Origin of the sequence: Streptomyces sp. NBC_00659 (assembly GCF_036226925.1) — a bacterium.
Taxonomy (GTDB): domain Bacteria; phylum Actinomycetota; class Actinomycetes; order Streptomycetales; family Streptomycetaceae; genus Streptomyces.
On sequence record NZ_CP109031.1, the window covers coordinates 1,659,088 to 1,683,556 of the forward strand.

A 24,469-nucleotide genomic window follows, 5' to 3' on the forward strand; every position below is an offset into this window, starting at 1 on the left:
TCGTTTTCCGCAGCCCGAAGAGCATACATCGGTTCCGATGTATTGATGGAGCGATGTACAACGCTGATGCGGCAGAATATGGCCATGCTGGAGCTGGCCATCCTCGGATTCCTGTACGACGCCCCGTTGCACGGCTATGAGCTGCGAAAGCGCATCACCGCGCTGACGGGGCACGTGAAGCCAGTGGCGGAGAGCACGCTGTACCCCGCGATCAAGCGGCTGGAGAACGCGCAACTGCTGGAACGCGCCACACAGCCCGGCTCCGTCGCCGCCCCCCGTCACGTCCTGACGCTCACCGAGGAGGGCCGGCGCGAGCTGCGCCGCAGGCTCGCGGAACCGTCGCGGCGGGACATCACGGACGAGAACCGCTGGTTCGCGGTGCTCGCCTTCCTCAGACATCTGCGGGACCCCGAGGCACAGGCCGCCGTGCTGCGCCGCAGGCTGGCCTTCCTGGAGGAGCCCGCGAGCTTCTTCTACGACGGCGACCGACCATTGCGAGCCGAGGAGCTGGACGACCCTTTCCGGCGCGGCATCCTCACCATCGCGCGGGCCACCAGCCAGGCCGAACTGGCCTGGCTGCGGACCACCCTCGACTCCCTCGACGCGGCCGGCCACTGACACCGGATCCCGGTTCACCGGGCCGCCCCTCTTCTGCCGCCGCAGCTCCATCTCTACGTTGAGTAGCAGCAACCGCACGATCGGCGATCACGCAGGGGACGGTGACCGGATGTCCGGCATATTCGGCAGGCTCCGCTCCATCGGGCGCAGGACCGCGGCCGAGCGGCCCGAGGGGTCCGCGCGGAAGCCGGCCGGGAAAGAGAGAAAGCGCACATACAACCTGTTCGAGGCGGCCGCGGTGTACGTGGCCGCGTGCGCGGAGGACGACCAGGAGCAGATCGACGAGGCAGCCGCATGGGTGTCGCCGGAGGCGCTGTCCTTCGGGGTCAACGAGCTGGCCTGCCGGGCCGTTGTCGCTCTCGCCCGCGAACGCGACGAGTCGCCGCAGGCGGTCGCCCGTGCCCTGCTCGGACTGCCCGCGGCCTGACCGGGCGGGTCCGCGAGGGCGTTTCGCCCCCGTCCAGCCGGATAGCTGCAGCTCCGCATGGGTTTCGGGCCCGTGACAACCGCCTTCCCGTCGCTTAGGGTGCGCCGACAGATGGAGCGATCGGGAGGCTGGAATGGCCGGGACGGACGAAGACGCCGTCGCCACCGGGGACGACGACGCGCTGTATGTGCTGACGGCGGTGTTGCTGACGCCGGCGAAGTTCCCCAGCGTGCTCGGTGACGACTACCCGGAGGCCTGCGCGACGCTCGACCTCGCGCCTCTCGCGGAGGGGTACGGGCTGGTGCTCGGCCAGGACGGGGAGGGCGCGCGCTGGACCGTCGTCATCGACGACGTCTCCCTGGTCGCCGTCGCCATCGCGTCCTGGGACTGCGGGATGGAGCACGAGCTGTCGCCGGACGAGCGGACGGTCGTGGCCGCACTGCCCGGCTGGCCCCTCGATGTCGCCGTCTCGGCTCCCGGGGTGCCGGCTCCGCACGACCCCTCGGCCGAACTCACGGAGCGGCCTCCGCTCAGCCCGCCGGACACCACCTCCTGGGGGCCGGCCCAGCGACGCCTCGGCGCCGACGAGATCGCGCTCCAGTGGGCCATGTGGCGCGACCAGATCGATGACAGCGAGTTCGCGCCCTCGGAGGCCGCCGAGAACGCTTCTGGCGAAGCTCAGGACTCTCAGGGCCGAGACGGGAAGGAGGGCGAGGACGAGAAGCGCGTGAACCGTGCCGGGATCCGCCGCGTTCTCGCCGAGGCCCGCGCGTACGTGGACACACCGCCCCCGCTGGGCCGTGTCCGCTCGTCCTTCGCCACGGGCGACGCCCGTACCCTGCGCGCCGACGGCCCCGGCTGGTCACTGGTCGCCAGGACCGACGACATCGCTTTCGTCCTGCTCGACGAGGAACCCGGCGAGGTTCTGCCCGTCGGACGCGGGCCGGAGCTGCCCGACCTCCTGGAGGCCCTGGACAAGATGGCGGTGCGCCCGAGCTGAGTGGCCGCGTCACACGGAATCCCGGTGACGCGGCCTTGCCCGGTCCCCTGCGTCAGTCGCGTCGGTCCCTCCGGCTCTCACCGGCCACGGTGCGCGGAGGGACCGCCGACGGAAGACCTGGCGCCGGGCGGCCACTCCTCAGCGGCCGAGCTCCTTGCGGGTGGCACGGCGCAGCCTGCGCCGCTGCGAGGGATCCAGCGCCAGATACGCGGCCGCCGGAACTCCCAGCACGATCAGGAAGGCGGCCCACCAGGGCAGCCAGATCAACAGAATCAGGCCGACCGCCACACCTCCTGCGGCGATCTTCGCGTTCTTCGACATGTGTCGCCTCCTCCGCGGCTGCTGCCGCTCTCTGTTCTGAGAACGGGTCCCCGCGTCCCACGGTTCCGGACCGCGACCCTGATACGTCCCTGACGCGTGCCCCCTACTCAACCCTGAGAGGACCCCGGGTGCCCCCCGCACACCGGGGCCATCGGGCCCGGTGCACAGGATCATGACTGGACGCGCGGCGATCGAGGGAGACCCGATCATTGGTTGACGCGCGCCATTCACCCTCACGTCGCAATCCGTTCGGCATCAAGGCCAACTCTGGCCACTGTTAACGAAGTTGTGGCTCAGGAGGCCTGATGTCCCCGCATGTCGTCGGCAAGCACCGCATCCACCGATCCGTCACCCTGGGCGTGCCGCTCGCCGTGCTGGCCGCCTTCGTGATGGCCGGCACCGCGGATGCCACGTCCGGACCGGCGCAGCCGCGCGTGACGCACACCGCGACGCTCGGGAACATCCCGCTCGGCACGTTCAGCAACGCGCTGCTGCCCGGCACCGTGGGCGACGACCGCGGTGTCGACCTCGGCGGCATCGGCAGCGACATCTACCCGGCCGGACGCAAGGGCGAGTTCTGGACGGTCACCGACCGGGGGCCCAACGGCCAGATCAAAGTGGCCGGCACGAAGCGGCGGACGTTCCCTGTTCCGGGCTTCGACCCGGCGATCGTGAAGATCCGGGTGTGCGGTGACACCGTGAAGGTCATCGACTCGATCCCGATCACCACATCGTCGGGGAAGCCGGCCACCGGGCTGTCCAACCAGGCGGGACGCGACGAGGCTCCGTACACCTACGACGCCCAGACCTCCCTTCCGTACAACGCGAACGGCCTGGACACCGAGGGCATCGTGCGGGCGAAGGACGGCTCGTTCTGGCTGGTCGACGAGTACAGCCCGTCGCTGGTGCATGTCTCCGCGCGCGGGAAGGTCCTCTCGCGCTATGTTCCCAAGGGTCTCAAGCTGACCGGCACGGACTACCCGGTCGTGGAGGCGCTGCCGGCCGTGCTGCTCCACCGCAAGACCAACCGCGGTCTCGAAGGGCTCGCCCAGCTCCCCGACGGTGATCTCGTGATGGCACTGCAGAGCCCTCTCTCGCTGCCCGACGCGGCGGCGGGCGAGGCGTCGCTCACGACGAGGCTGCTGCGCTTCTCCCCCAGGAAGCACGCCGTGACCGCCGAGTACGCGTACCACTTCGACCCGGTGAACGTGGTCGACCCGAGCGAGGACGACCCGTCCGAGCTGAAGATCTCCTCCGTGGTGGCCATCGGCGGCGACCGGCTGCTCGTGGAGGAGCGCACCGACAAGGCGGCCCGGCTGCAGTCGGTGCGGCTCACCCGGGACGCGAACATCCTCGGCGGCCCGTACGACAGCGACACCACGTCGCCGTCGCTGGAGCAGCTGGACGACCCGGCGTCGGCCGACGTTCCGATGCCGGCGAAGCGTCTGGTCGCCGACCTGGGGACCGTCGCCGGGGTGCCCGGCAAGATCGAGGGCGTCGCGCGCGTGGACCACGACACCCTCGCCCTCATCAACGACAACGACTTCGGGATGACCGACGGGACGGGCGCCTTCGACGCACAGGGGCGGCTCGTGGACAGCGGTATCGAGACGACCGTCATCTACGTGCGGCTGCCGCGCGGGATCTGATCGCGAAACCCTTCAGGGCGGCACGCGTGCGTGGACGATGGACGGACACGCACGCGTGCCTCTCACTTCAGCGGCCCGGTGAGCTTGTGGGTCCCCTTGCCGGCGCCCGCGGCCAGGCTGCACGCGACTTTGTCGACGCCGGTCTCGTAGCTCCCGGTGTCGGGGTACTGCACGAGTGTCTCGCGCACCGTACCGGCCGCCTGATACGACGCCTTTTGCTCCAAGGGAGCCTTGCACAGCGCGGACGCGGCCTTCTTGAGGGCCGCCTCAGTCGTGTAGGTGCCGTTGAGCTCGGAGACCTTCACGACCTCGGCGTCGTGCGGCTGGGTGCACTCGCGTCTGGCGGCCTGTCCGGGCAGGGCGTCGTCCGTGTCGAAACAATCGCCCTTCCGGAGCAGGTAATAGGGCACCTCGTCGTCCGCGAGGGACGGGAAGAGGGACCGCAGGTCGCTGGGCACCAGCCCGGTGGGCAGGTCCGAGGGAAGCGACGGCACGACACTGGGCAGGCTCGAGGGAAGCGACGGAAATCCGGACGGGAGACTCAGCGAGGGACTGGGAGACCGCTCGGTGCTCTCGGTGGGGGCCTTCTTGCCTTTGCCACCGCCACCCATGGCCGCAACGGCCACGGCCACGATGACACCCACGCCGACGATCACTGCGATGACGAGGAGCAGGCTGTTGCGCCGCCGCCCTCCGCGGTGACCACCGGGCCCGAACGGCGGTCCGGGCGGCGGTCCGGGTGGCGGAGGTGGCGGCCATCCGCCGCCGCTCTGTCCGGGAGGCAGGCCGCCGCCTTGATCCGGCGAACCGTGGTCCCCGGATGGAGGGCCGTAACCCCCCGGAGGAGGGCCGAAGCCACTCGGTGGAGGTCCGTACCCCCCAGAGGACGGAGGGCCATAGCCACCCGACGGCGGAGGACCGTAACCCCCTGATTCCGGAGGACCGTGACCCCCTGATGACGGAGGCCCGTAGCTCCCTGAACGCGGGCCTTGGACATCACTCCCAAAAGGGTCTGTGTCTCGCTGCGATCGTGGAGGCTGAAGCGGTTCGGGCGGCATGGCCATACCACCAAGAGTCGCCTCGAATCCGGTCATCGCGCGACCCCTGTGCGGAAGTTGATACGGACTCATGCCCTGGATCGCATGATTCCGGGAATCTCCACACGAGGACCGGACACTGAGGCGTGCGGGCCGGACCCGCCGGAGGCCGGGTCCGGCCAAACAGGAGCGGTCCGGTCAGCCGCGCGCGCCCAGGAGGTGGTCCATCGCCAGCTGGTCCAGCTGCTCGAAGGCCATGCCGCGCGCGGCCGCGGCCTCGACGTCGAAGTCCTCGAACGCGGCACGGTCGGCGAGCAGCCCCGCGAGGCCGTCCTCGGCGGTCGGCCGCGCCAGCTCGTGCAGACGCGAGGCGCGCAGTGCCGCCTGGACCTCGGGGTCGGCACGGAACGCCGCCGCACGCTCGCGCAGGATCAGGTAGTTGCGCATGCAGCCCGCAGCCGACGCCCACACGCCGTCGAAGTCCTCGGTCCGCGGCGGCTTGAAGTCGAAGTGCTTCGGGCCCGCGTAACCGGCGGTCTCCAAGAGGTCGACCAGCCAGAAGGCGGACCGCAGATCGCCCGCGCCGAACCGCAGGTCCTGGTCGTACTTGATGCCCGACTGACCGTTGAGGTCGATGTGGAACAGCTTGCCCGCCCACAGCGCCTGCGCGATGCCGTGCGGGAAGTTCAGTCCGGCCATCTGCTCGTGGCCGACCTCGGGGTTGACGCCGTACAGCTCCGGACGCTCCAGGCGCTCGATGAAGGCGAGGGCGTGGCCGACGGTGGGGAGCAGGATGTCGCCGCGGGGCTCGTTCGGCTTGGGCTCGATCGCGAACTTCAGGTCGTAACCCTGCGAGGTCACGTACTCACCGAGGAGGTCGAAGGCCTCCTTCATGCGGTCGAGGGCGACCCGTACATCCTTGGCCGCGCCGGACTCGGCTCCCTCCCGGCCGCCCCAGGCGACGTACGTCTCGGCGCCGAGCTCGACCGCCAGATCGATGTTGCGGACGGTCTTGCGCAGCGCGTAGCGGCGCACGTCACGGTCGTTCGAGGTGAACGCGCCGTCCTTGAAGACGGGGTGCGTGAACAGGTTGGTGGTGGCCATCGGCACCTTGAGGCCGGTGGCGTCCAGGGTCTGCCTGAACCGCTTGATGTGCGACTCGCGCTCGGCGTCCGAGGATCCGAAGGGGATCAGGTCGTCGTCGTGGAAGGTCACTCCGTAGGCGCCGAGCTCGGCCAGTCGCTGTACGGACTTGACCGGGTCCAGGGCGCGCCGGGTGGCGTCGCCGAACGGGTCCCGTCCCTGCCAGCCGACGGTCCACAGGCCGAAGGTGAACCTGTCATCGGGGGTGGGCTGGTAGTTCATGCCGCGGCTCCTTGCTAGCTCCGACTATTTCGTCATGGCAGTTTACAAATTAGTATGCGGACGCATCTCTGGGAAGAGACGAAGTAGGAAACCTGGTCACATCGGTCCGGGGACGAACCGCGGGATCCGGGCCGCGGCGGGTCCGGACACCCCCGTGACCAGCACAGATCCCATGACCAGCACAGATCCCGCGGAGCCGCGGAAGAGGGAGAGTCCGATGTCAGCAGCCGAGGGTCCGCTCGTCATCGGGGTGGACTCGTCCACCCAGTCCACCAAGGTCCTGGTCGTCGACGCGTCGACCGGACAGGTGGTGGCGAGCGGCCAGGCGCCGCACACCGTCTCCACCGGGGCGGGCCGCGAGAGCGACCCCCGCCAGTGGTGGGACGCGCTCTGCGAAGCGCTGCGCCAGTGCGGCGACGCTGCCCGTGAAGCGGCGGCCGTGTCGATCGGCGGGCAGCAGCACGGGCTCGTGACGCTCGACGCCCGGGGCGAGCCCGTACGCCCCGCCCTGCTGTGGAACGACGTCCGCTCGGCGCCCCAGGCCCGTCGGCTGGTCGAAGAGCTCGGCGGCCCGAAATCCTGGGCCGAGCGGACCGGCAGCGTGCCGGCCGCGTCCTTCACGGCCACGAAGTGGGCCTGGCTGGCCGAGCACGAGCCCGACTCCGTCCGGGCGACGGCAGCGGTGCGGCTGCCCCACGACTACCTCACCGAACGGCTCACCGGACAGGCCACCACCGACCGTGGCGACGCGTCGGGCACCGGGTGGTGGGCCTCCGGGAGCGAGGCCTACGACGAGGAGGTCCTCGCCCACATCGGGCTCGACCCCGCCCTGCTCCCCCGCGTCGTCCAGCCGGGCGAGGTGGCGGGGACAGTGCATGCCAGGGGAGAACTGCCGTTCTCCAAGGGCACCCTGGTCGCGGCCGGAACCGGGGACAACGCGGCCGCCGCACTCGGCCTCGGGCTGCGCCCCGGCACCCCGGTGGTCAGCCTCGGCACTTCGGGGACCGTGTACGCCGTCTCGACACACCGCCCGGCCGACCCGACCGGCACGGTGGCCGGGTTCGCGGACGCGCGCGGTGACTGGCTCCCGCTGGCCTGCACGCTGAACTGCACGCTGGCCGTCGACCGGTTCGCCGCGCTGCTCGGCCTCGACCGCGAGGCCGTCGAGCCCGGCTCCTCGGTGACGTTTCTCCCGTTCCTGGACGGCGAGCGCACACCGAACCTGCCGCACTCCTCGGGGCTGCTGCACGGACTCAGGCACGACACGACGGGTGGGCAACTGCTCCAAGCCGCGTACGACGGCGCCGTGCACTCCCTGCTGGGCGCCCTCGACCTGGTACTGGACGCGGACGCCGACCGTTCGGCGCCGTTGCTCCTGATCGGCGGCGGGGCACGGGGCAAGGCCTGGCAGCAGACCGTGCGTCGGCTCTCGGGTCGGCCCGTGCAGGTGCCCGAGGCCGGAGAACTGGTCGCACTCGGCGCCGCCGCGCAGGCGGCCGGTCTGCTGACGGGCGAGGACCCGGCGGCGGTGGCCCGGCGCTGGGACACCGCCCGCGGGCCGGTGCTCGATGCCATGGAACGGGACGAGGAGACGCTGGCGCGGATCACCGGGGTACTCTCCGACGCGGCCCCGCTGCTCGAACGGGAGCCGAACAGGTACTGACCAGGACCAGGCGTGCCGCCCCGGCCTGACCGGCTCTCGCGAGTGGCGTCCCCTCGCGCGTGAGCGGTACCGGGGCGGCCCGGTGGCCTCGCTGACGCGGGACCGCCCGGTGGGAACCCGCACCGAGACAGGCCGACGGGACGGCCGGACGAGGATCGACGGAAGCATGACCGCACCGCTGCACGAGGCCCATCCGACCGGTTCCGGCCGACGACTGCCCGACACCCAGCAGGGCATGCGCCGCCGCAACCTCTCGCGCGTCATGCACACCGTCAATGACGAGGGACCGCTGTCGCGCGCCGCCGTCGCCTCCCACATCGGTCTGACCCGGGCGGCCATATCCACCCTGGTGGACGAACTGATCCGCACAGGGCTCCTCGAAGAACTGGGGCCCGAGCGGCCGGGCAGAGTGGGACGTCCGGGCTCGGCGCTCGCCGTCAGCGGGCACGGTCCCGCCGGGATCGGCGCCGAGGTGGGCGTCGACCATCTCGCGGTGTGCGCGGTCGATCTCCGGGGCGCCGTGCGGGCCCGTGCCGTACGGCACGGCACGAACCGCGGCCGGGCGGCCGGGCCGGTGATCCAGGAACTGACGGCGCTGGTACGGCAGGTCGTCGCCGAGGCCGACCGGGAAGGGCTGTGGCCCGCCGGCCTCGCCGTCGCCGTCCCCGGGCTCGTCGCCCGTGACGCCCGGACGGTGGTCCAAGCCCCGAACCTCGACTGGCGCGACACGGACCTCGGTGAGCTGCTGCCCGCCGAGTGGCCCTTGACCGTGGACAACGAAGCGAACTTCGGCGGCCTCGCGGAGCTCTGGCTCGGCGACACGACCCCGCGCGACTTCCTCCACGTGTCGGCGGAGATCGGCATCGGTGCCGCGGTACTCGTGGACGGACAGCTCCTGCGCGGGACCCGTGGTTTCGCGGGCGAGTTGGGGCACGTTCCGGTCCGTCCGGAGGGACCGGAGTGCCCGTGCGGCGGCCGCGGTTGCCTCGAACAGTACGCGGGCGAGGAGGCCGTTCTGCGTGCCGCCGGTCTCGAACCCGGCGAGGACCGGGTCGGGCTGCTGTCCCGGCGTGCCGCCGACGGCGATCCGGACGTGCGCCGTGCCCTGCGCGACGCCGGCACCGCGCTCGGCATCGCTCTGACCGGGGCGGTCAACCTGCTGGACCCGGAGACGGTCGTGCTGGGCGGGGCCCTCGCCGGGCTCGCGCCCTGGCTGCTTCCTTCGCTGGAGGACGAGTTGGCGCGGCGTACGGCGGGTCCCGCCTGTCCCGTGTCAGTATCCCGTCTGGGATCCGAGGGGCCGCTGCTCGGTGCGGCGCATTCGGTGGTGCGCGCGGTCCTCGACGACCCGGCGGCGGTGGCGGGCCGGTCGTAGGCGGAACGCCGACCGGTCGCGGTCGGGACCCCGGCCGGTCGCATTCGGGACCCCGGCCGGCCGTCGGCGAACCCCTACCAGTCGCAAGCGGCACGTCGGCCGACCGTGTACGGGTCCGGAGAGGCGTTGCCCGGAACGGCCGGATGGACACGAAACACCGGCCGGGGGCGTTCCCCCTTGCGGGTGATCGTGTTGTCCACAATCCGCGGGCCGTCCACGGACTCGCGCCCGCCTCTTCCTGCCCAACCGGCAAGCGCCGTACCGTAATTCACGCGAGGCGCAGCCGTCCTGCCGGGGGCTGTGTTCCGGTCGGATCGGGGGGTTCACATGTCGGAGGGGGCAGTTCCGGGTCTGCGGCGTGAGGCGATCGGCCTGCGCGAGGTCCTGTTCCAGAGCATCACGGCGATGGCGCCGGCTGCGGCCGTCGCCGCGTCCATCCCGTCGGGAGCGGCGTTCGCGGGCGGCAGTCTTCCTCTGTCCGTGCTGATCGCCCTGGTGGCGTGTCTGTTCACCGCGTCGTGCGTGGCCGAACTGGCGCGGGAGATGCCCGCCGCGGGGTCGGTGGCCACCTATACCGCTCAGGGACTGCACCCGTCCGCGGGATTCCTCGTGGGCTGGGGCTATGTGTTCGTCGAGGCCCTGGTGCCGCCTCTGCTCCTTCTCCAGCTCGGGTTCACCACCGCGGGCACCCTGCACCAGGAATGGTCCTCGTACCCCGGCGACCTGTGGTGGCCCTGGTCACTCGCGGGCGCGGCGGTCATCGCGTTGACGGGCTATTGGGGAGTGCGCGCCTCGGCCCGCTTCGGCACCGTCCTCGGCGTCTTCGAGGTGCTGGTCTTCCTCGTCTTCGCGGTGTGGCTGATCGTCAAGGCCGGGGGTGACAACACGCTGTCGGTGTTCGGCACGTCCCACACCGCCACGGGCTACGACGGGATCAGCGGCGTGTTCGCGGGATCGGTGTACACCGTGCTGGCCTTCGCCGGGTTCGAGGCGGCTGCCCCGCTCGCGGAGGAGACCAAGGACCCGCGCCGCACGATGCACCGGGCCGTCCTCGGCGCGGCGCTCGCCATCGGTCTCGTCTACGTCCTGACGACGTACGCCATGTCGGTGTACTTCGGCCCCGACCGGTTCGCGGGATTCGGGGCCTCCGGTGCCGCCTCGTGGGAAGGAGTCGCTCGCGCCTCGTTCGGGCTGTTCTGGGTGCTCGTGTTCCTCGCGGTGGTCAACTCGACGATCGCCAACGCCAACGCGTGTGCCACCGTCTCCACGCGAACGGCCTTCGCCTTGGCCCGGATCCGGGTCTTTCCCGCGCTCTTCGCGCGCGTGCACCCCAGACACCGCTCCCCCGCGGCCGGGGTGGCCGTACAGTCCGCCGTGACCGTGGCGGCGATGCTGGGTCTCGGCCTCGCGTACGACCCCGTGACCGCGTTTCTGCTCCTCGCGACCGTGATCGTCACCGTGGTGATCGGCGTGTACATCGTGGTCAATCTCGCCTGTGCGGGCTACTTCCTGCGCCGCAGACGCGAGTTGCTCAAGCCGGTGCGGCACCTGGTGTTCCCGCTGCTCGGCATCATCGCCTTCGTTCCCGCCCTGCTGACGGCCGCGGGTCTGCCGGTCTTCGACTTCGTGACCGAGCTGACCTCGCCCGTGTCCTACGCCGGACCGGTCGTGGGTGTCTGGATGTCGGCCGGTGTCGTGATATTGATCTTCCTGCTGCGCCGCCACCCCGGGCGCATAGCCGAGACCGCCCGTGTCCACCTCGACGAGACCTCGACCCCCGCCCCTTCGCAGAGCGGAGTTGTGCAGTCATGAGCGACCCCCGGATCCTGACCGTGCGCCCCGCGCCGGACGAGTTCGCCTGGACGTTCGGCGGGGCCCCTCCCGTGGCGCGCATCGCACCGGGCACGGTCCTCGATCTCTACACCGAGGACTGCTTCGCGGGGCGGGTGCGCTCCGAGAAGGACTTGGTCTCCGAGGTGTGCGAGTTCCCGTTCCTGAATCCGCAGACGGGTCCTTTCCATGTCGAGGGAGCGGAGCCCGGTGACACGGTCGCGGTCCACTTCGTCTCGATCGAGCCGGCCCGTGACTGGGCGGCGTCGACGACGGTCCCGCTCTTCGGCGCCCTGACCTCCACGCACACCACCGCGTCCCTCCAGCCACCGCTGCCGGAGACCGTGTGGATCTGGCAGCTCGACCGGGAGCGGCGGACCGCGCTGTTCAGCGCGCGGGACAGCGACATCCGGGTCGAACTGCCGATGGATCCGATGCACGGCACCGTGGGTGTGGCGCCCGCGAACCTGGAGGTACGCTCCGCCCTGGTGCCCGACGCGCACGGCGGAAACATGGACACGCCGGAGATGCGGGCCGGAGTGACCTGCTACCTCGGGGTGAACGTCGAAGGCGCCCTGCTCAGTCTGGGCGACGGGCACGCGCGCCAGGGTGAGGGCGAGACCTGTGGAGTCGCGGTCGAATGCGCGATGAACACGGTGGTGATCGTCGAGCTTCTCAAGGGAGTCTCCACCCTCTGGCCACGTATCGAGTCCGACACCCACATCATCTCGACCGGCTCGGCACGCCCGCTGGAGGACGCCTTCCGGATATCCCAGCTCGACCTCGTGCAGTGGCTGGTGCGCGACTACGGGTTCAGCGAATTGGACGCGTACCAGTTCGCGACGCAGACGGTCGAGTCTCCCCTTGCGAACGTCTGCGACACCAACTACACGTGCGTCGCCAAGCTCCGCAAGGAATGGCTGCCCGCGCGTGAGACCCATCGCGGACTGCACGCCCGGCTGCGGGAGACAGCCGCGGCACTCCGGCACTGATCGCGCGGTCCGGAACCTGAACCGGCACTCCGCCTCGTCCGGTATCCGCGCCGACATGCCCGACTCCGGGCCGCGGACTCACGGCCCCGACCCCCCACCGACGAAAGGCCAACTCTCCATGGAACGAGCACGGTCGTTCCCGAGCCGACGGCGGCTGCTCAAGGGCGCGGCCCTCGCGGCCCTCCCCTACGCGTTGCTACCCGATGCCAAGGCGGCCGCGCAGCCGGCGGCCGTCGACTATCCGGGCGCCGACTGGAATCCGGCAACCAGTTCCAACTACACGGAGTCGGACCGCCCCTACAGCTACGAACTCGACTATGTGGTCATCCACGTCACCCAGGCCACGTATGCCACGACCCTGTCCATCTTCCAGAATCCGCAGAAGAAGGTGTCCGCGCACTATCTCGTGCGCTCGGCCGACGGCCATGTCACCCAGTGCGTGAGGGAGCGCGACGTCGCCTGGCACGCGGGCAACTGGGACTACAACACCAGAAGCATCGGTATCGAGCACGAGGGCTGGGTGGACCGGCCCGCCTACTTCACCAACGCGCTCTACGAGGAGTCGGCCAGGCTCACCGCCACGATCTGCGACCAGTACGGGATCCCCAAGGACCGCGCCCACATCCTCGGTCACTACGAGGTACCGGGCACCAATCACACCGATCCCGGACCGAACTGGGACTGGACGCGCTACATCAGGCTCGTCAACTTCGCCTGACCAGGGGCGGCCTCGCGGTGATCCGGACGGACGAGCCGCGAGGCACCGGGCGGAAGGGGGCGTCACACGGGTTGTCCAGGCCCGCACCGGGAGTGACGATGGGACCCAGTCGCATCGCCTTCCGGGAGGCCGAGTTGACCGATCCTTGGGTGGCCCTGGAACCGGGCGCCGATCCCGCCGAGCGGGTTCGGCTGATGCGCCGCGCGTACGAGTCGTTCACCGAGGCCGGCACGGTACCGCGGCCGGTGCGGGCCGTGGTCGCCGAGTCGTGGCGGCGTTCGGCACGGGCGGGCGTCGTTCCGGAGGGCACCGCGAGGGTGGAACTCACGGACGGGGAACTCGGTTCCTACCGGGCGGAGCATCCGCTCGCGCGGGTGATGCCGCTGTTCCGGGAGCTCATGGGGACGTTCGCGGCGGACGGGGAGCATCTGCTGGCGGTATGCGACGCGCAGGGCAGGCTCCTGTGGGTCGAGGGCCATCCTGGGACACGACGGCAGGCCGGACGGATGAACTTCGTGCCGGGCGCGCGGTGGTCGGAGTCGGCGGTCGGAACGAACGCGCCGGGCACTGCGGTCGCCGTCGACCGGCCGGTGCAGGTGTTCGCGGCCGAGCATTTCATCCGGCGCGTGCAACCCTGGACCTGTGCGGCAGCCCCTGTGCACGATCCACGCACCGGACGGGTGCTCGGCGCGGTGGACATCACCGGCGGGGACGGGCTCGCGCATCCGCACAGCCTCGGCTTCGTACAGGCGGTGGCACGAGCCGCCGAGGCTCATCTGGCGCTGCTCGCACCGCCGCAGGCCCTGGCCGACTCCCTCGAACTGACCGCGCTGGGACGCGACGAGGCTCAACTGGTCTCGGACGGGCGGAAGATCAGGCTCAGCCGCAGGCACAGCGAGATCCTGGTGCTGCTGGCCCGGCACCCGGAAGGCATGACGGGCGACGAGTTGCAGTGCGCGCTCTATGAGGACGAGTCGGTGACGCCGGTGACTCTGCGGGCCGAGCTGGCGCGGCTGCGCAGAATCCTCGGTCCCGGGCTGCTGGGCTCACGTCCCTACCGGCTCACCCGGCCGGTCGAGTCCGATGTGGCGGTGGTGGAACGGCGGCTCGGCAGCGGCTCGGTGACGGCGGCCGCGGCGGTGTACGCCGGACCACTGCTGCCGGGCTCGACGGCACCGGCGGTGACCCGGTTGCGGCGACGGCTCACCGACGGGCTGCGCACGGCGATCATCGCCCGGCGGGACCCCGACCTTCTGGCCGACTGGGCCCGTGCGCCCTGGGGCGAGGACGATCTCGACGTCTGGCGGGCACTGTCCGCGCTGCGCCCGGCGGCGGCGGTACACGCGCGGGTGGCGGAGCTGGAGTCCGAGCAGGCCGCACCGGTCGGATGGGCACACTTCGCGCGCGACGGCCGGACGCGACCGCAACCGCGCTGACGGAGCGGGACGGGCCACTTGCGGGGCGGAACGGCATGCCTGGGCTCAAGTCCGACACCGGGCCCAGGGCCGACGCCAGGCCCCGGGCGCGGGGGCCGGGCGCGGGGGCCGGGCCTAAGTTCGGGCTCTGTTCCAGGTCCGGGCCTGCTTCCAAGTCCCAGGTCCGAGTCGGGGGCGGCTCAATTCCGGGCCCGGTTCCAAGTCCAGGGGCCGGGGCCGGGTTCGAGTTCGGGTTCGGGTTCGGTCGCAGGTCCTGGCCTGGTCCCGCTCCTGGTCCTGGTCCTGGTCCTGGTCCGCGCAACGTCCTTGCAACGTCCGGGTTTCTAGCCTCGTGGCGAGAGCTGCCCAACGGCGGGCAGCGCTTCTCCGGGAGGCAACCAGCATGACCCGTTACGCGGCACCCGGCACCGAGGGCGCGATCGTCTCCTACCAGGCGCGGTACGACCACTTCATCGGCGGGGAGTACGTGGCGCCGGCTCGCGGTCAGTACTTCGAGAACCCGAGCCCGTTGAACGGGCAGCCGTTCACCGAGGTCGCGCGAGGCACGGCCGAGGACGTGGAACGCGCACTGGACGCGGCCCACGCGGCGGCGCCCGCGTGGGGGCGCACCTCCGTGACCGCGCGCGCCGACATCCTGCTCAAGATCGCCGACCGGATGGAGGCGAACCTGGAGAAGCTGGCGGTCGCGGAGAGCTGGGAGAACGGCAAGCCGGTCCGCGAGACGCTGGCGGCGGACATCCCGCTCGCCATCGACCACTTCCGCTACTTCGCCGGGGCGATCCGCGCTCAGGAGGGTTCGCTCGGCGAGGTCGACGACGACACCGTCGCGTATCACTTCCACGAACCGCTGGGCGTGGTCGCGCAGATCATCCCGTGGAACTTCCCCATTCTGATGGCGGTCTGGAAGCTCGCTCCGGCACTGGCGGCCGGCAACGCGGTCGTCATCAAGCCGGCCGAGCAGACACCGGCGTCCATCCACTACTGGATGAGCCTGATCGCGGACCTGATCCCGCCGGGTGTGGTGAACATCGTCAACGGCTTCGGCGTGGAGGCGGGCAAGCCCCTGGCGTCCAGCCCGCGGGTGGCGAAGGTCGCGTTCACGGGTGAGACCACCACGGGGCGGCTGATCATGCAGTACGCCTCGGAGAACATCAAGCCGGTCACGCTGGAGCTGGGCGGCAAGTCACCGAACATCTTCTTCGACGACGTGTGGGCGCAGGACGACGACTTCCGCGACAAGGCGCTCGAAGGCTTCACGATGTTCGCGCTCAACCAGGGCGAGGTGTGTACGTGCCCCTCGCGCGCCCTCGTCCAGCGAGGCCACTACCGCGAGTTCATGGAGGCGGCGGTCGCCCGCACCGAGCTCATCAAGCCAGGTAACCCGCTCGACACGGACACGATGATCGGCGCCCAGGCGTCCAACGACCAGCTGGAGAAGATCCTCTCCTACCTGGACATCGGCCGCCAGGAGGGCGCCAAGGTGCTCACCGGCGGTGAACGCATCGAGCACGACGGCGAGTTGAAGGGCGGCTACTACGTCCAGCCGACCATCTTCGAGGGCGACAACCGGATGCGGATCTTCCAGGAGGAGATCTTCGGCCCGGTCGTCTCGGTGACGTCGTTCGACGACTTCGACGACGCCATCAAGATCGCGAACGACACGCTGTACGGGCTCGGCGCCGGCGTGTGGACGCGGGACATCAACACCGCCTACCGGGCGGGCCGTTCCATCCAGGCCGGCCGCGTCTGGACGAACTGCTACCACGCGTACCCGGCACATGCCGCATTCGGTGGCTACAAGCAGTCCGGCATCGGCCGCGAGAACCACAAGATGATGCTTGAGCACTACCAGCAGACGAAGAACCTGCTGGTGAGCTACTCACCGAAGAAGCTGGGGTTCTTCTAGAGACAGAAGAAGGGCGCCTGAACAGGTACTTCACCTGTCAGGTGCCCTTCCTGGCCCACGTCCGGGCCGCGGAGTGAGATACAAGGTTCCTCCCGATATCTCCCACTTCTATCCCCCCTGACCAGCTGTTCCGGGGCATTTCCGGGCCAAGGCGCGGTTCACACGTCCTGCGGTGGGACATCGGGCCCCTCCCACCGTCGCATCGAGTCCTCTATGTTCGACGGTGTTGCGGTCCTTGTGCAGGTCGGGATCATGCCCGACCGGGCGGCCACCGCGCGAGCCTTTCTTCTTGCGGTTGGCTGCCTGGTCGACCTTCTCCGGGATGACACTGCGGATGCGGCGTCGCCGCAGGTAGGCGCGGTTCGCGCGGGAGGAGTACGCCTTGTCGGCGGCGACCGCGCCGGGCCGGGTGCGCGGGCGGCCGACCGGTCCGCGAACCCTGACGCCCTCCAGCACCGGGATGAAGCGGGGGCTGTCGACGGCCTGACCCGGGGTGACGACGAACGACAGCGGCCGGCACCGGCGGTCGGCCGCGAGGTGGGTCTTGGTGGTCAGACCACCGCGCGAGCGACCCAGTTCGGCCGCGCGGAGCCGGGCTTTGTGACGTCGGCGTGTTCGGCGGCGTTCCTCGCGCGCTGCCTGGTCGTCCTCCTCTCCAAGCGGGGCTATCGGGGCGCTTTGCCCCTTTCGAGGAGCCCCTTTTCCTCGGCGACGGCCTTCTCCAGGTCCTTGAGGAGTTCGGGGTCGACCACCATCCCGGCCGCGTGATGATGAGCGCGCGAAACCATGGAATCCACGCTGACCAGGTCGAGATCCGCCTGCCCGCGGGCCGCGGCCTCGGCGATCATCCCGTCCATCAGCATCCGGAAGGTCCCGGCCACCGCCCAGCGCTGGAACGCGCCGTAGACGGTCGACCAGGAGCCGTACTCCTCCGGCACGTCACGCCAGGGGCTCCCGGCCCTGAACCGCCACATCGCACCGTTGAACTGCCGCCGCAGGTCAGGGATCGGGCCACGCTCACCCACCGGCAAGAACGGCTCGACCAACTCCCACTCGGCATCCGAGAGATCACCACGCGCCATCCTCGACAACCACCAGGCCCAGGCTGCCGCACATCGGCAAATCCAGAAACCGATGATCTGAACCTGGAACAGGCCCTAGTGCTGGATTCCTCAAACGGTGTACACGTATCGGCGTCGTAGGGAGCGGGTTGGCGGTGCTGTTCTGCCCCAGATCCATGGGCCGGCATGGGAGTTGAGCTGGTTGGTTGCGAGGGTTGTGGCTTGGGCGATGTCGTCGGGGTTGGCGAAGGAGCGGCCGGCGAGGGCGGCTTTGCGGAAGATGCGCCACCAGCCTTCTTGGAGGTTGAGCCAGCACGCGCCGACGGGGATGAAGGCGTGGTGGATGCGGGGATGGTCCTCGAGCCAGGTCCGGGTGGACAGGCTGTTGTGGCTGGACAGGTTGTCGGTGACGATCCAGATCTCCCCGTCCGGGTTGGCATTTTCGACCTGTTGCAGGAACTGCTGGTAGAAGACGCTGTTGCGGGAGGACGCTGTCATGGTCAGGGCCTGGCCGTCGGCCGGCCGTAGACCGCCGTAGACCCAGGTTTTCTCCGGTCCGCGGCTGTAGTCGAGCTCCGCCTTGATCCGATGCCCGTTGGGTGACCAGGCGGGTGCGGGCGGGAAGGTCCGGGGGATCACCGGCCCCAGCTCGTCGGCGCAGATCACCGTCGCACCGTCGGGCGGGTGGGTGTAGAGGCCGATGATCCTTGTCCTTCTGGGACGAAGTCCGGGTCCTTCGATCGCATCCAGGACCGGGTACGGCGCCAGCGCACGCCCTCGGCGAGCAGGATGCGTCTGACCTGTGAGCGGCCCACCTCGATTCCTTCGGCCTGTGCTGCTGTGGCCAGGGAATCTAGCGTCCACTCGGGCGGTCCTGACTCATCGAAGGCCCACAGTTCCCCGACGGGCTCCCACCGCAGTCGTCCCGGCGGGATGGTCTTGACCAGGGAGATGATCTGGGATCGTTCCTGTTCGGTGATGCGTCGCTTGCGGCCCTGCCCGCCCAGATCATCCAGTCCCTGCAGGCCCAGGCGGTTGAAGCGGTGCAGCCAGCAGCGGACCGTTTTCTGGCTGCAGTCCAGCTCCACGGCGATCGCAGGGACCCGCAGCCCCGACCAGCTCAGCTCGATCATCCGGGCCCGCATCACCACATCCCGAGGAGCCTTCCGTGCCCGCGACAACCTGCGAACGAGAGCCCGCTCGTCCTCGTCACGCCCCGGTCGTGCCCATAAAACCATCGCCCAGCACCCGCCCCCGAGCACCCGCAACTACCCCGCCACCAGCACATATACCCAGTCAAAGAGGAATCCAGCACTAGGCCGTGATCCGTCCGGTCGTGCCGGACGGATCACGGGCCGGCGTCGTGTCGACCGTCTGCCGGTGCCACGGGATCACATGCCCGGAGGAAACGGCGCCTCGGTCCGGTACCCGGTCAGCGGACGCGGATGAAGACCACGTCGTAGGTAGAAGCCGTGGTGCGGTTCTTGATGTAGACACCGTCCGGCCCGTTGCCGTTGGGATCGCTGGTGTTGCCCTCGACGGCGGTGAAGCTGGAGCCGCCGCTCACCGTGCGCACGATGCCGATGTGCTCGTTCCCGCCGGTGAAGTTACTGCCGCCGTCCCAGTCATAGGCCACGATGTCGCCGGGCTGCGGGTCGGTCGTCACCGAGAGGTGCCGCTGGCCGGCCCGTGCCTTGTTGACCCAGCCCGAGACGTAGGTGTCGTTGAAGGTGGTGGCCCCCGTCTGCTTGGCCACCCAGCTCACGAAGGTCGCGCACCAGGCATAGTCGTTGGTGGACTTGGACATGCCCACGGCGGAGCCGTAGCTGTTCGCCCGGGCGCTGCCCTGGAGCGTGCCGACCTCGGCCGCGGCCACGTCGAGCATCTTGCTGTAGCCGCCGCCGGGCGGGGTCGTGGCCGGCGGGGTGACCACCCCGTACAGGGCCGACTTGGTGCCCGGCCCGACCCTGCCGTCGACCGTGAGGCCTTTCTCGGACTGGAAGTCCCGCACCGCAGAGTCGGTCATCGCCCCGAACTCGCCGTCCACGGCGAGGTCGGCGCCATGGTGGTTGAGCAGGCTCTGCAGCTCGGTGACACAGCCGCTCTTCTGACCCTTGACGATCTCGTTCGGGCAGGACGCCGAGGTCAGGTTGATCGGCGACGGGGCGCCGTTGCCGCCGCCACCGCTGATGTTGGCGTACAGGGCGGCCTTGGTGTTCGGGCCGACGTCGCCGTCCGCCTCCAGGCCGTGCGCGGTCTGGAACGCCTGCACGGCCACGAAGGTCTCGGCGCCGAACTGGCCGTCGACGGCCACGTGCTGCCCCTGACCGTTGAGCAGGGCCTGCAGGGTCAGGACGCAACCGCCGCTCTGCTCCTCCGTGATGGTCGCCGGGCAGGCCGCCGAGCGCAGGTCCAGAGCCGTCGACCCGGACTCGTCGGTGTTGTAGAGCTCGGCCTTGGTGCTCGGCCCGACCTGGCCGTCGGCCGTCAGGCCGTGCCCGGACTGGAAGGACTTCACCGCCGCCAGGGTGCCCGGCCCGAACTCACCGTCCGCGTCGACGCTGTAGCCGAAGTGGCGGAGCAGCCGCTGCAGTTCGGTGACGCAGCCGCTCTTGTTGCCCTGGACGACGTTCGCCGGGCACGAGGAGGACAGGAGGTTGATCGGCGCGGGCGCCGAGCCGCCGGTGGCGTAGAGCTTGACCTTGGTGCCGGGGCCCACCCGCCCGTCCACGGCGATGGCGACGGAGGACTGGTACACGCGGACCGCGTACAGGGTGGCGGCACCGAAGCTGCCGTCCACCGTCAGCCCGGCGCCGTGGGCGTTGAGCAGGTTCTGCAGCTCGGTGACGCAGCCGCTCGACTGACCCTGCAGGATCTCGGTGGGACAGGAGGCGGAGGTCAGCTTGATCGCCGCCGGCGCGGCCACCGCCGGACCGGCACCGAGCAGAGTGGCCGTCGAAAGGACCGCCGCAGTAGCGAGGAAAACCCCGATCCTGTGGCGATTCCGGACATGGAATGTACCGGCAGGTGAAACCACTGTGTTTCTCATGGGTACGAAATATCCTCTTCAATGGATCTACGGATTGTCGGTGGCGCCGGATTTGCCGGTCATGGAAGATTTCACACGCCAGCAGACGCCCCCTTCGGGCCGGGGTCGGTAAATCATGGCGAAGTCGGCGTTTCGTTCCGTAGTGGCGCATTTGCGAGCCGACGTCTACCGCGCTCGACAACGGAGTCGAGGCAGTCGAATATCATGATCGAATTTCCATTCCGCGCACGACGGTGACAGCCCGCCCCCATACGCAAAATGCCGTGCGGCATAAATGGCCGAATTTTGCTGTCTTGGAAACAGGAAAATCGGCGGCGGGCCTTGACCCCGGATTTGAACACGTCTATGCGGCTCGGGTCAGGGTAGAAGCTCGAGCGGGCGATGCCCAGGATGTCGCAGAGCCGCTTGCCGCCGAACCAGTGCTAGTGGTCCTCAACGAACTGGCAGCAGTTCACCAGCGCGTCGCCGAGCAGCCGAGGGGGATTTCACCCCTCGGCCCTCACAGAACCTTGCTCAACAGTCTCCCGTTACATGGCTCTTGTCGTCCCGATCATCAAACCAGTACGGCGCTCACTGTTGGGGCAAGGCGCCAGTGCGCGAACATGCGAGGATATCGCCGGGCGATTTCCTGCAGCTTCACAAGTGCCTTCCATTTGGCCGCGAGCCGTTTCCCCACCGTATCCAAGGCGGACCGTCCGGGCCGGTATCCGAACCGGAGTCGAAAGAACGCCCCGGTTTTAATGTCATCCGATTTCGTTTCGACACGTCAGCAGCGATTCACTCTGAACCGTGTCATCACCAGGCCGCGGCGCCACCGCAGGTGTGGAGTGAGCGCCGGACCTGCGTCCGTCGGCGGCCCGGATCCAGTTTCGCAGCGTCTCGGTGTTCACTCCGAGATCAGCGGCGACCGACTTGATCGTCGCTCCAGGACGAGACCGGTACAACGCGACCGCATCCGCTTTGAACTCGGCGGGGTAGTGTGCTTCATCCCCACAGGGACTCCGTTCTCCTGGACCATCAAGATCCAGGTCTCTCCGGTGTCCAAACTCCGGGGTCAGGGCCCACGGTGCACGAGGTCGCCGCGGTGTACGAGCCGCACAAGCCGGCGTCGTACCTGTACCGACCGGCCTCGCACCTGACGACGTTCTACGACCAGTGCCACGTGCTGTCCCCCGACAACACGCCGGAGGCCGTCGAGAACCGCCTGCTCCTGGTCGACCTCACGGCCCGCACACTCCACCAGGGCATGGCACTCCTGGGCATCCGGACGCCCGAGCGTCCCTGAGACGACAGGCTGCGGCCCGTCCGCCCGGAAGGGAGGACGGGCCGCAGCCGCTCAGTCAGCCGCCGTTGGCGAACCGCGCGAACGCGTCCTGGGTCCCGGATCCGGCGATGCCGTCGATGTCGCCGGTGTAGCCCCAGTTGTTCGCCAGTTGGCGCTGAAGCGCCTTGATCGTGTTGGTGCCGACGATGCCGTCGATGTCGCCGGTGTAGCCCCAGTACTGCTTGAGTTCGCGCTGGAACGCCTTCCAGCTGTTGGTGCCGAGCTTTCCGTCGATGTCGTCGGTGTAGCCCCAGTACTGCTTCAGCCAGGTCTGGACCTTCTTGGCCTCCGCGGTGGACAGGCCGAGGTTGGTCGTCGTGGCGGCAGCGGACTGAGAGGTCACCGCCGACTGGGCGGCCGGCGCGGACGCCGCGTAGCTGGTGCCCGCGGCGGCCAGGCTCCCGGCCGCGATGCCGGCGACGGCGGTGAGGCTGACGATGGTCCTGGCCAGGACGTGCGATCGCATGTGTTCCTCTTTCGGATCGTGGGTGAGCACCTGGCCCGACGGAGGAGCAGGTGACGACCAGAGAGTGCGGGGTGGTCGGCGACGGCCGCCACAGCCTCTGCCGAAGTGACGGCCACTTGGGACACATCACCCGCTGACCTGCACGAACGCCCTCCACGGGGACGGTTCGGCGGGACGGCTGTGGCAGACGTCGTACTGCTCATGCAGAATGCGACGGAGCGGGGGGCCGCTGATCATGGTCATGACCGCATCTGGGGGGAACATGCCGCGCCGCAAAGCGCTGTCCACCGAACTGGACCCGCGTGTGAGGCAGTTGGTGACGGAGTTACGCCGGCTGAAGGATCACGGCGAGCTGAGCATGCTCCAACTGGCGGTGAAGACGGGGTACAGCCAGAAGTCGTGGGAGCGGTATCTGGGCGGCAGGTCGCTCCCGCCCCGGGAAGCCGTGGAGGCGCTCGCCCGGATCGGCGGACTCGATCCGGTCCGACTGCTCGCGCTGCGCGAGGTCGCCGCCGACACCTGGAACGGCGGCCGTGCGCTTACGCCGACTCCAGCGCCTTCGCCTTCGCCGGAGGAGCCGGCGCAACCCGGGTTTCCGGTGGTGTCGGACACCTTGGTGACGGAAGCCGGACCCGGGCCTTCCCTCGGTCGTTCGCTGCGCATCGCGCTCGTGGCGGGAGCGGTCGCCCTGGTACTGGCCGTCACCTCGACCGTCCTGCTCGTCCTGCGTCTCAACGCCCACGAGAACGGGCCGTCGGTGACTTCCCCCGTCCCGGCCGCCGCCTCGGCGTCCGCACCGCTCGTGTACACGTGCAGGATCCAGCAGATCGACGGTCTCTGGTACGCGGGCATCAGCCGCACCCGGGACGCCGAACTCGCCTACGGCGGCGCCGGTTCCGACGTGGCCGAGGCGCAGTGCCTGCTGCGCCGGGCGGGCATCTCACCGGGCGGCATCGACGGGATGTTCGGTCCGCTGACACAGCGAGCGGTCAAGGCCATGCAGAAGCGTGCCGGTCTGGACGTGGACGGCATGGTCGGACCGCGCACCTGGCAGGCCCTGCGCGGATGACCAGGCCCGAGCCGTCACCGGAGAGTGCCAGACTGGCCGCCGGACTCAGGGAATTGAAGGACCGCACCGGCCTGAGTCTGGCGGGGCTCGCGGCGAAGACCACGTTCAGCAAGTCGTCCTGGGAGCGTTACCTCAAGGGCAGAACGCTGCCACCGCGCCCGGCGATACAGGAGCTGTGCCGCCTCGCCGGGGAACCGAACGGCCGGTGTCTGGCGCTGTGGGAGATCGCGAGGTCGGAGAACAGCGGGCCGAAGGAGCCGGCACAACCACAGCTCACCGCCCCGCCCCCGACTCCTGGTCCCACCCCTGCGCCCACGCCTACGCCTGAAGCATCCCCGTCCTCCGGCCAACGGGGGGCGACGGCCGCGGCGGTCCTCGCGGCGGTTTCCGCCCTGGTGTTCGGGGCGGTCCTGCTCAGCCTTCTCCTCGTCCCCCACCGGAGCGATCCGGCACGGCCGTCGGCGTCCCCGTCCGCCACCGGCCCGAGCTGCCGGGACACCGACTGCGAGGGCAGAGATCCGGAGGTCACGAAGTGCGGCGCCGCGCCCGAGACCCTGACCGAGCACCTCACCTCCACGGGAGCCTCGGTGCAACTGCGGTACAGCAGGGTGTGCGGGACCAGTTGGGCACGGATGTGGGGTACGCGGATCGGCGACGGGGTCGAACTGCGGGGCCGCGTCGCCCGGGTGAACAACCGTGCCGAGGCGGACACCTACGTCCACACCCCCATGACGGCGACCCGCCCGGGAACCGTAGTCCAGGCCTGCTTCCTGCCCGCGACGGGCGGCGGGAGGGAATGCTTCGAAAGCGAGGTGGACCAGCGTCCGCTGTCAGTGCCTGCCCCTACAGTCACCGATATGGCGACTCTTCCCAATCCGCTGCCCACACCGGCGACCGACCCGAGCGGCCGTTCCCTGGGCCTGCGGCTCCCGCCCGGGAGACTGATCGAGGCCTCGGCGGACGACCCGTCGGACAAGCCCCGGCTGTGACACTCCGGCAAGTCCGCCGCGCCCGGAAACTGGAGCGCTCTGGGCGGACAGGCCGCCCGGGCCGGGCTGCTGCCGGTCCTCGTGGACGTCGGTGGCAGTCAAGGCGGCCCGACGGACCGGGAGTTGCAACCGCAGGAGACGTCCTACCCCGGTGACCACGACGCCGACGAGGTG

Annotated in this window: 21 protein-coding genes and 2 pseudogenes; 14 read left to right on the forward strand and 9 right to left on the reverse strand. The window is 69.9% G+C overall.

What is annotated here, in order from left to right; translation table 11 throughout:
- The first annotated feature begins 84 nt into the window (after positions 1 to 84).
- From OG410_RS07025 to OG410_RS07035, 3 genes are all read left to right on the forward strand, one after another.
- Positions 85 to 618 (forward strand): PadR family transcriptional regulator, encoded by a 534-nt coding sequence (locus tag OG410_RS07025; protein WP_329298328.1) that lies wholly within the window; start codon positions 85 to 87, stop codon positions 616 to 618.
- 109 nt (positions 619 to 727) lie between these two features.
- Entirely contained in the window at positions 728 to 1,045 is a 318-nt protein-coding gene (locus OG410_RS07030; protein WP_329304050.1) for a hypothetical protein, read from the forward strand.
- Between the two features lie 133 nt (positions 1,046 to 1,178).
- Entirely contained in the window at positions 1,179 to 2,045 is an 867-nt protein-coding gene (locus OG410_RS07035; RefSeq protein WP_329298329.1) for a hypothetical protein, read from the forward strand.
- A 138-nt stretch (positions 2,046 to 2,183) separates the two neighbouring features.
- On the opposite strand, the gene OG410_RS07040 is transcribed toward OG410_RS07035, so the two are convergent.
- Positions 2,184 to 2,366, reverse strand: a complete 183-nt coding sequence (locus OG410_RS07040; protein WP_261703155.1) for a hypothetical protein — start codon at positions 2,364 to 2,366, stop codon at positions 2,184 to 2,186.
- 305 nt (positions 2,367 to 2,671) lie between these two features.
- On the opposite strand from OG410_RS07040, the gene OG410_RS07045 reads away from it, so the two are divergent.
- Positions 2,672 to 4,015, forward strand: a complete 1,344-nt coding sequence (locus OG410_RS07045) for an esterase-like activity of phytase family protein (protein ID WP_329298330.1) — start codon at positions 2,672 to 2,674, stop codon at positions 4,013 to 4,015.
- A 62-nt stretch (positions 4,016 to 4,077) separates the two neighbouring features.
- Here OG410_RS07045 and OG410_RS07050 read toward each other — a convergent pair whose 3' ends face one another.
- Positions 4,078 to 4,509, reverse strand: a complete 432-nt coding sequence (locus OG410_RS07050) for a hypothetical protein (RefSeq protein ID WP_329298331.1) — start codon at positions 4,507 to 4,509, stop codon at positions 4,078 to 4,080.
- Between the two features lie 741 nt (positions 4,510 to 5,250).
- Complete coding sequence (gene xylA / locus OG410_RS07055; RefSeq protein WP_329298332.1) at positions 5,251 to 6,417, reverse strand: xylose isomerase; 1,167 nt, start codon at positions 6,415 to 6,417, stop codon at positions 5,251 to 5,253.
- Between the two features lie 217 nt (positions 6,418 to 6,634).
- Between xylA and xylB the strand changes: the two genes are divergently transcribed.
- The 7 genes from xylB (at position 6,635) to adh (ending at position 16,337) form a co-directional block, all read left to right on the forward strand.
- A complete protein-coding gene (gene xylB, locus OG410_RS07060; protein ID WP_329298333.1) occupies positions 6,635 to 8,080 on the forward strand; it encodes a xylulokinase in 1,446 nt (481 codons plus the stop codon).
- 166 nt (positions 8,081 to 8,246) lie between these two features.
- On the forward strand, positions 8,247 to 9,455 hold the full coding sequence (locus OG410_RS07065) for an ROK family transcriptional regulator (protein ID WP_329298334.1): 1,209 nt from the start codon (positions 8,247 to 8,249) through the stop codon (positions 9,453 to 9,455).
- A 327-nt stretch (positions 9,456 to 9,782) separates the two neighbouring features.
- Complete coding sequence (locus tag OG410_RS07070; RefSeq protein ID WP_329298335.1) at positions 9,783 to 11,267, forward strand: APC family permease; 1,485 nt, start codon at positions 9,783 to 9,785, stop codon at positions 11,265 to 11,267.
- Positions 11,264 to 12,277 carry an acetamidase/formamidase family protein gene (locus OG410_RS07075; protein ID WP_329298336.1) on the forward strand — a complete coding sequence of 338 codons (1,014 nt, stop codon included), beginning with the start codon at positions 11,264 to 11,266 and terminating at the stop codon, positions 12,275 to 12,277. Before OG410_RS07070 ends, OG410_RS07075 begins: the two co-directional genes overlap by 4 nt.
- Positions 12,278 to 12,395: 118 nt before the next feature.
- Entirely contained in the window at positions 12,396 to 12,995 is a 600-nt protein-coding gene (locus OG410_RS07080) for an N-acetylmuramoyl-L-alanine amidase (RefSeq protein WP_329298337.1), read from the forward strand.
- Positions 12,996 to 13,093: 98 nt separating this feature from the next.
- Positions 13,094 to 14,431, forward strand: coding sequence for a GAF domain-containing protein (locus OG410_RS07085; protein WP_329298338.1), 1,338 nt, complete (start codon positions 13,094 to 13,096; stop codon positions 14,429 to 14,431).
- A 382-nt stretch (positions 14,432 to 14,813) separates the two neighbouring features.
- On the forward strand, positions 14,814 to 16,337 hold the full coding sequence (gene adh / locus OG410_RS07090; protein WP_326789238.1) for an aldehyde dehydrogenase: 1,524 nt from the start codon (positions 14,814 to 14,816) through the stop codon (positions 16,335 to 16,337).
- A 216-nt stretch (positions 16,338 to 16,553) separates the two neighbouring features.
- On the opposite strand, the pseudogene OG410_RS07095 reads toward adh, so the two are convergent.
- The 5 genes and pseudogenes from OG410_RS07095 to OG410_RS42545 all read right to left on the reverse strand — a co-directional run.
- Positions 16,554 to 17,419, reverse strand: a pseudogene (locus OG410_RS07095) (transposase); the annotation flags it as partial.
- Positions 17,420 to 17,509: 90 nt separating this feature from the next.
- Complete coding sequence (locus OG410_RS07100; protein WP_329298339.1) at positions 17,510 to 18,064, reverse strand: transposase; 555 nt, start codon at positions 18,062 to 18,064, stop codon at positions 17,510 to 17,512.
- Positions 18,061 to 18,543, reverse strand: coding sequence for a helix-turn-helix domain-containing protein (locus OG410_RS07105; RefSeq protein ID WP_329298340.1), 483 nt, complete (start codon positions 18,541 to 18,543; stop codon positions 18,061 to 18,063). The genes OG410_RS07100 and OG410_RS07105 overlap by 4 nt, the downstream gene beginning before the upstream one ends.
- Positions 18,544 to 18,830: 287 nt before the next feature.
- Positions 18,831 to 20,324, reverse strand: coding sequence for a peptidoglycan-binding protein (locus OG410_RS07110; protein ID WP_329298341.1), 1,494 nt, complete (start codon positions 20,322 to 20,324; stop codon positions 18,831 to 18,833).
- Between the two features lie 866 nt (positions 20,325 to 21,190).
- Entirely contained in the window at positions 21,191 to 21,505 is a 315-nt protein-coding gene (locus OG410_RS42545) for a transposase (protein ID WP_443063877.1), read from the reverse strand.
- Here OG410_RS42545 and OG410_RS07120 point away from each other — a divergent pair.
- Positions 21,502 to 21,732, forward strand: a pseudogene (locus OG410_RS07120) (DALR anticodon-binding domain-containing protein); the annotation flags it as partial. The gene OG410_RS42545 and the pseudogene OG410_RS07120 sit on opposite strands and share 4 nt — an antisense overlap.
- A gap of 55 nt (positions 21,733 to 21,787) precedes the next feature.
- Here the strand turns inward: OG410_RS07120 and OG410_RS07125 are convergent.
- Positions 21,788 to 22,237 (reverse strand): peptidoglycan-binding domain-containing protein, encoded by a 450-nt coding sequence (locus tag OG410_RS07125; RefSeq protein WP_329298342.1) that lies wholly within the window; start codon positions 22,235 to 22,237, stop codon positions 21,788 to 21,790.
- A 241-nt stretch (positions 22,238 to 22,478) separates the two neighbouring features.
- Between OG410_RS07125 and OG410_RS07130 the strand changes: the two genes are divergently transcribed.
- Positions 22,479 to 23,306: a peptidoglycan-binding protein gene (locus tag OG410_RS07130; RefSeq protein ID WP_329298343.1), complete on the forward strand. Its 828-nt coding sequence runs from the start codon at positions 22,479 to 22,481 to the stop codon at positions 23,304 to 23,306.
- Entirely contained in the window at positions 23,303 to 24,295 is a 993-nt protein-coding gene (locus OG410_RS07135; RefSeq protein ID WP_329298344.1) for a helix-turn-helix domain-containing protein, read from the forward strand. The genes OG410_RS07130 and OG410_RS07135 overlap by 4 nt, the downstream gene beginning before the upstream one ends.
- The last annotated feature ends 174 nt before the right edge of the window (positions 24,296 to 24,469 follow it).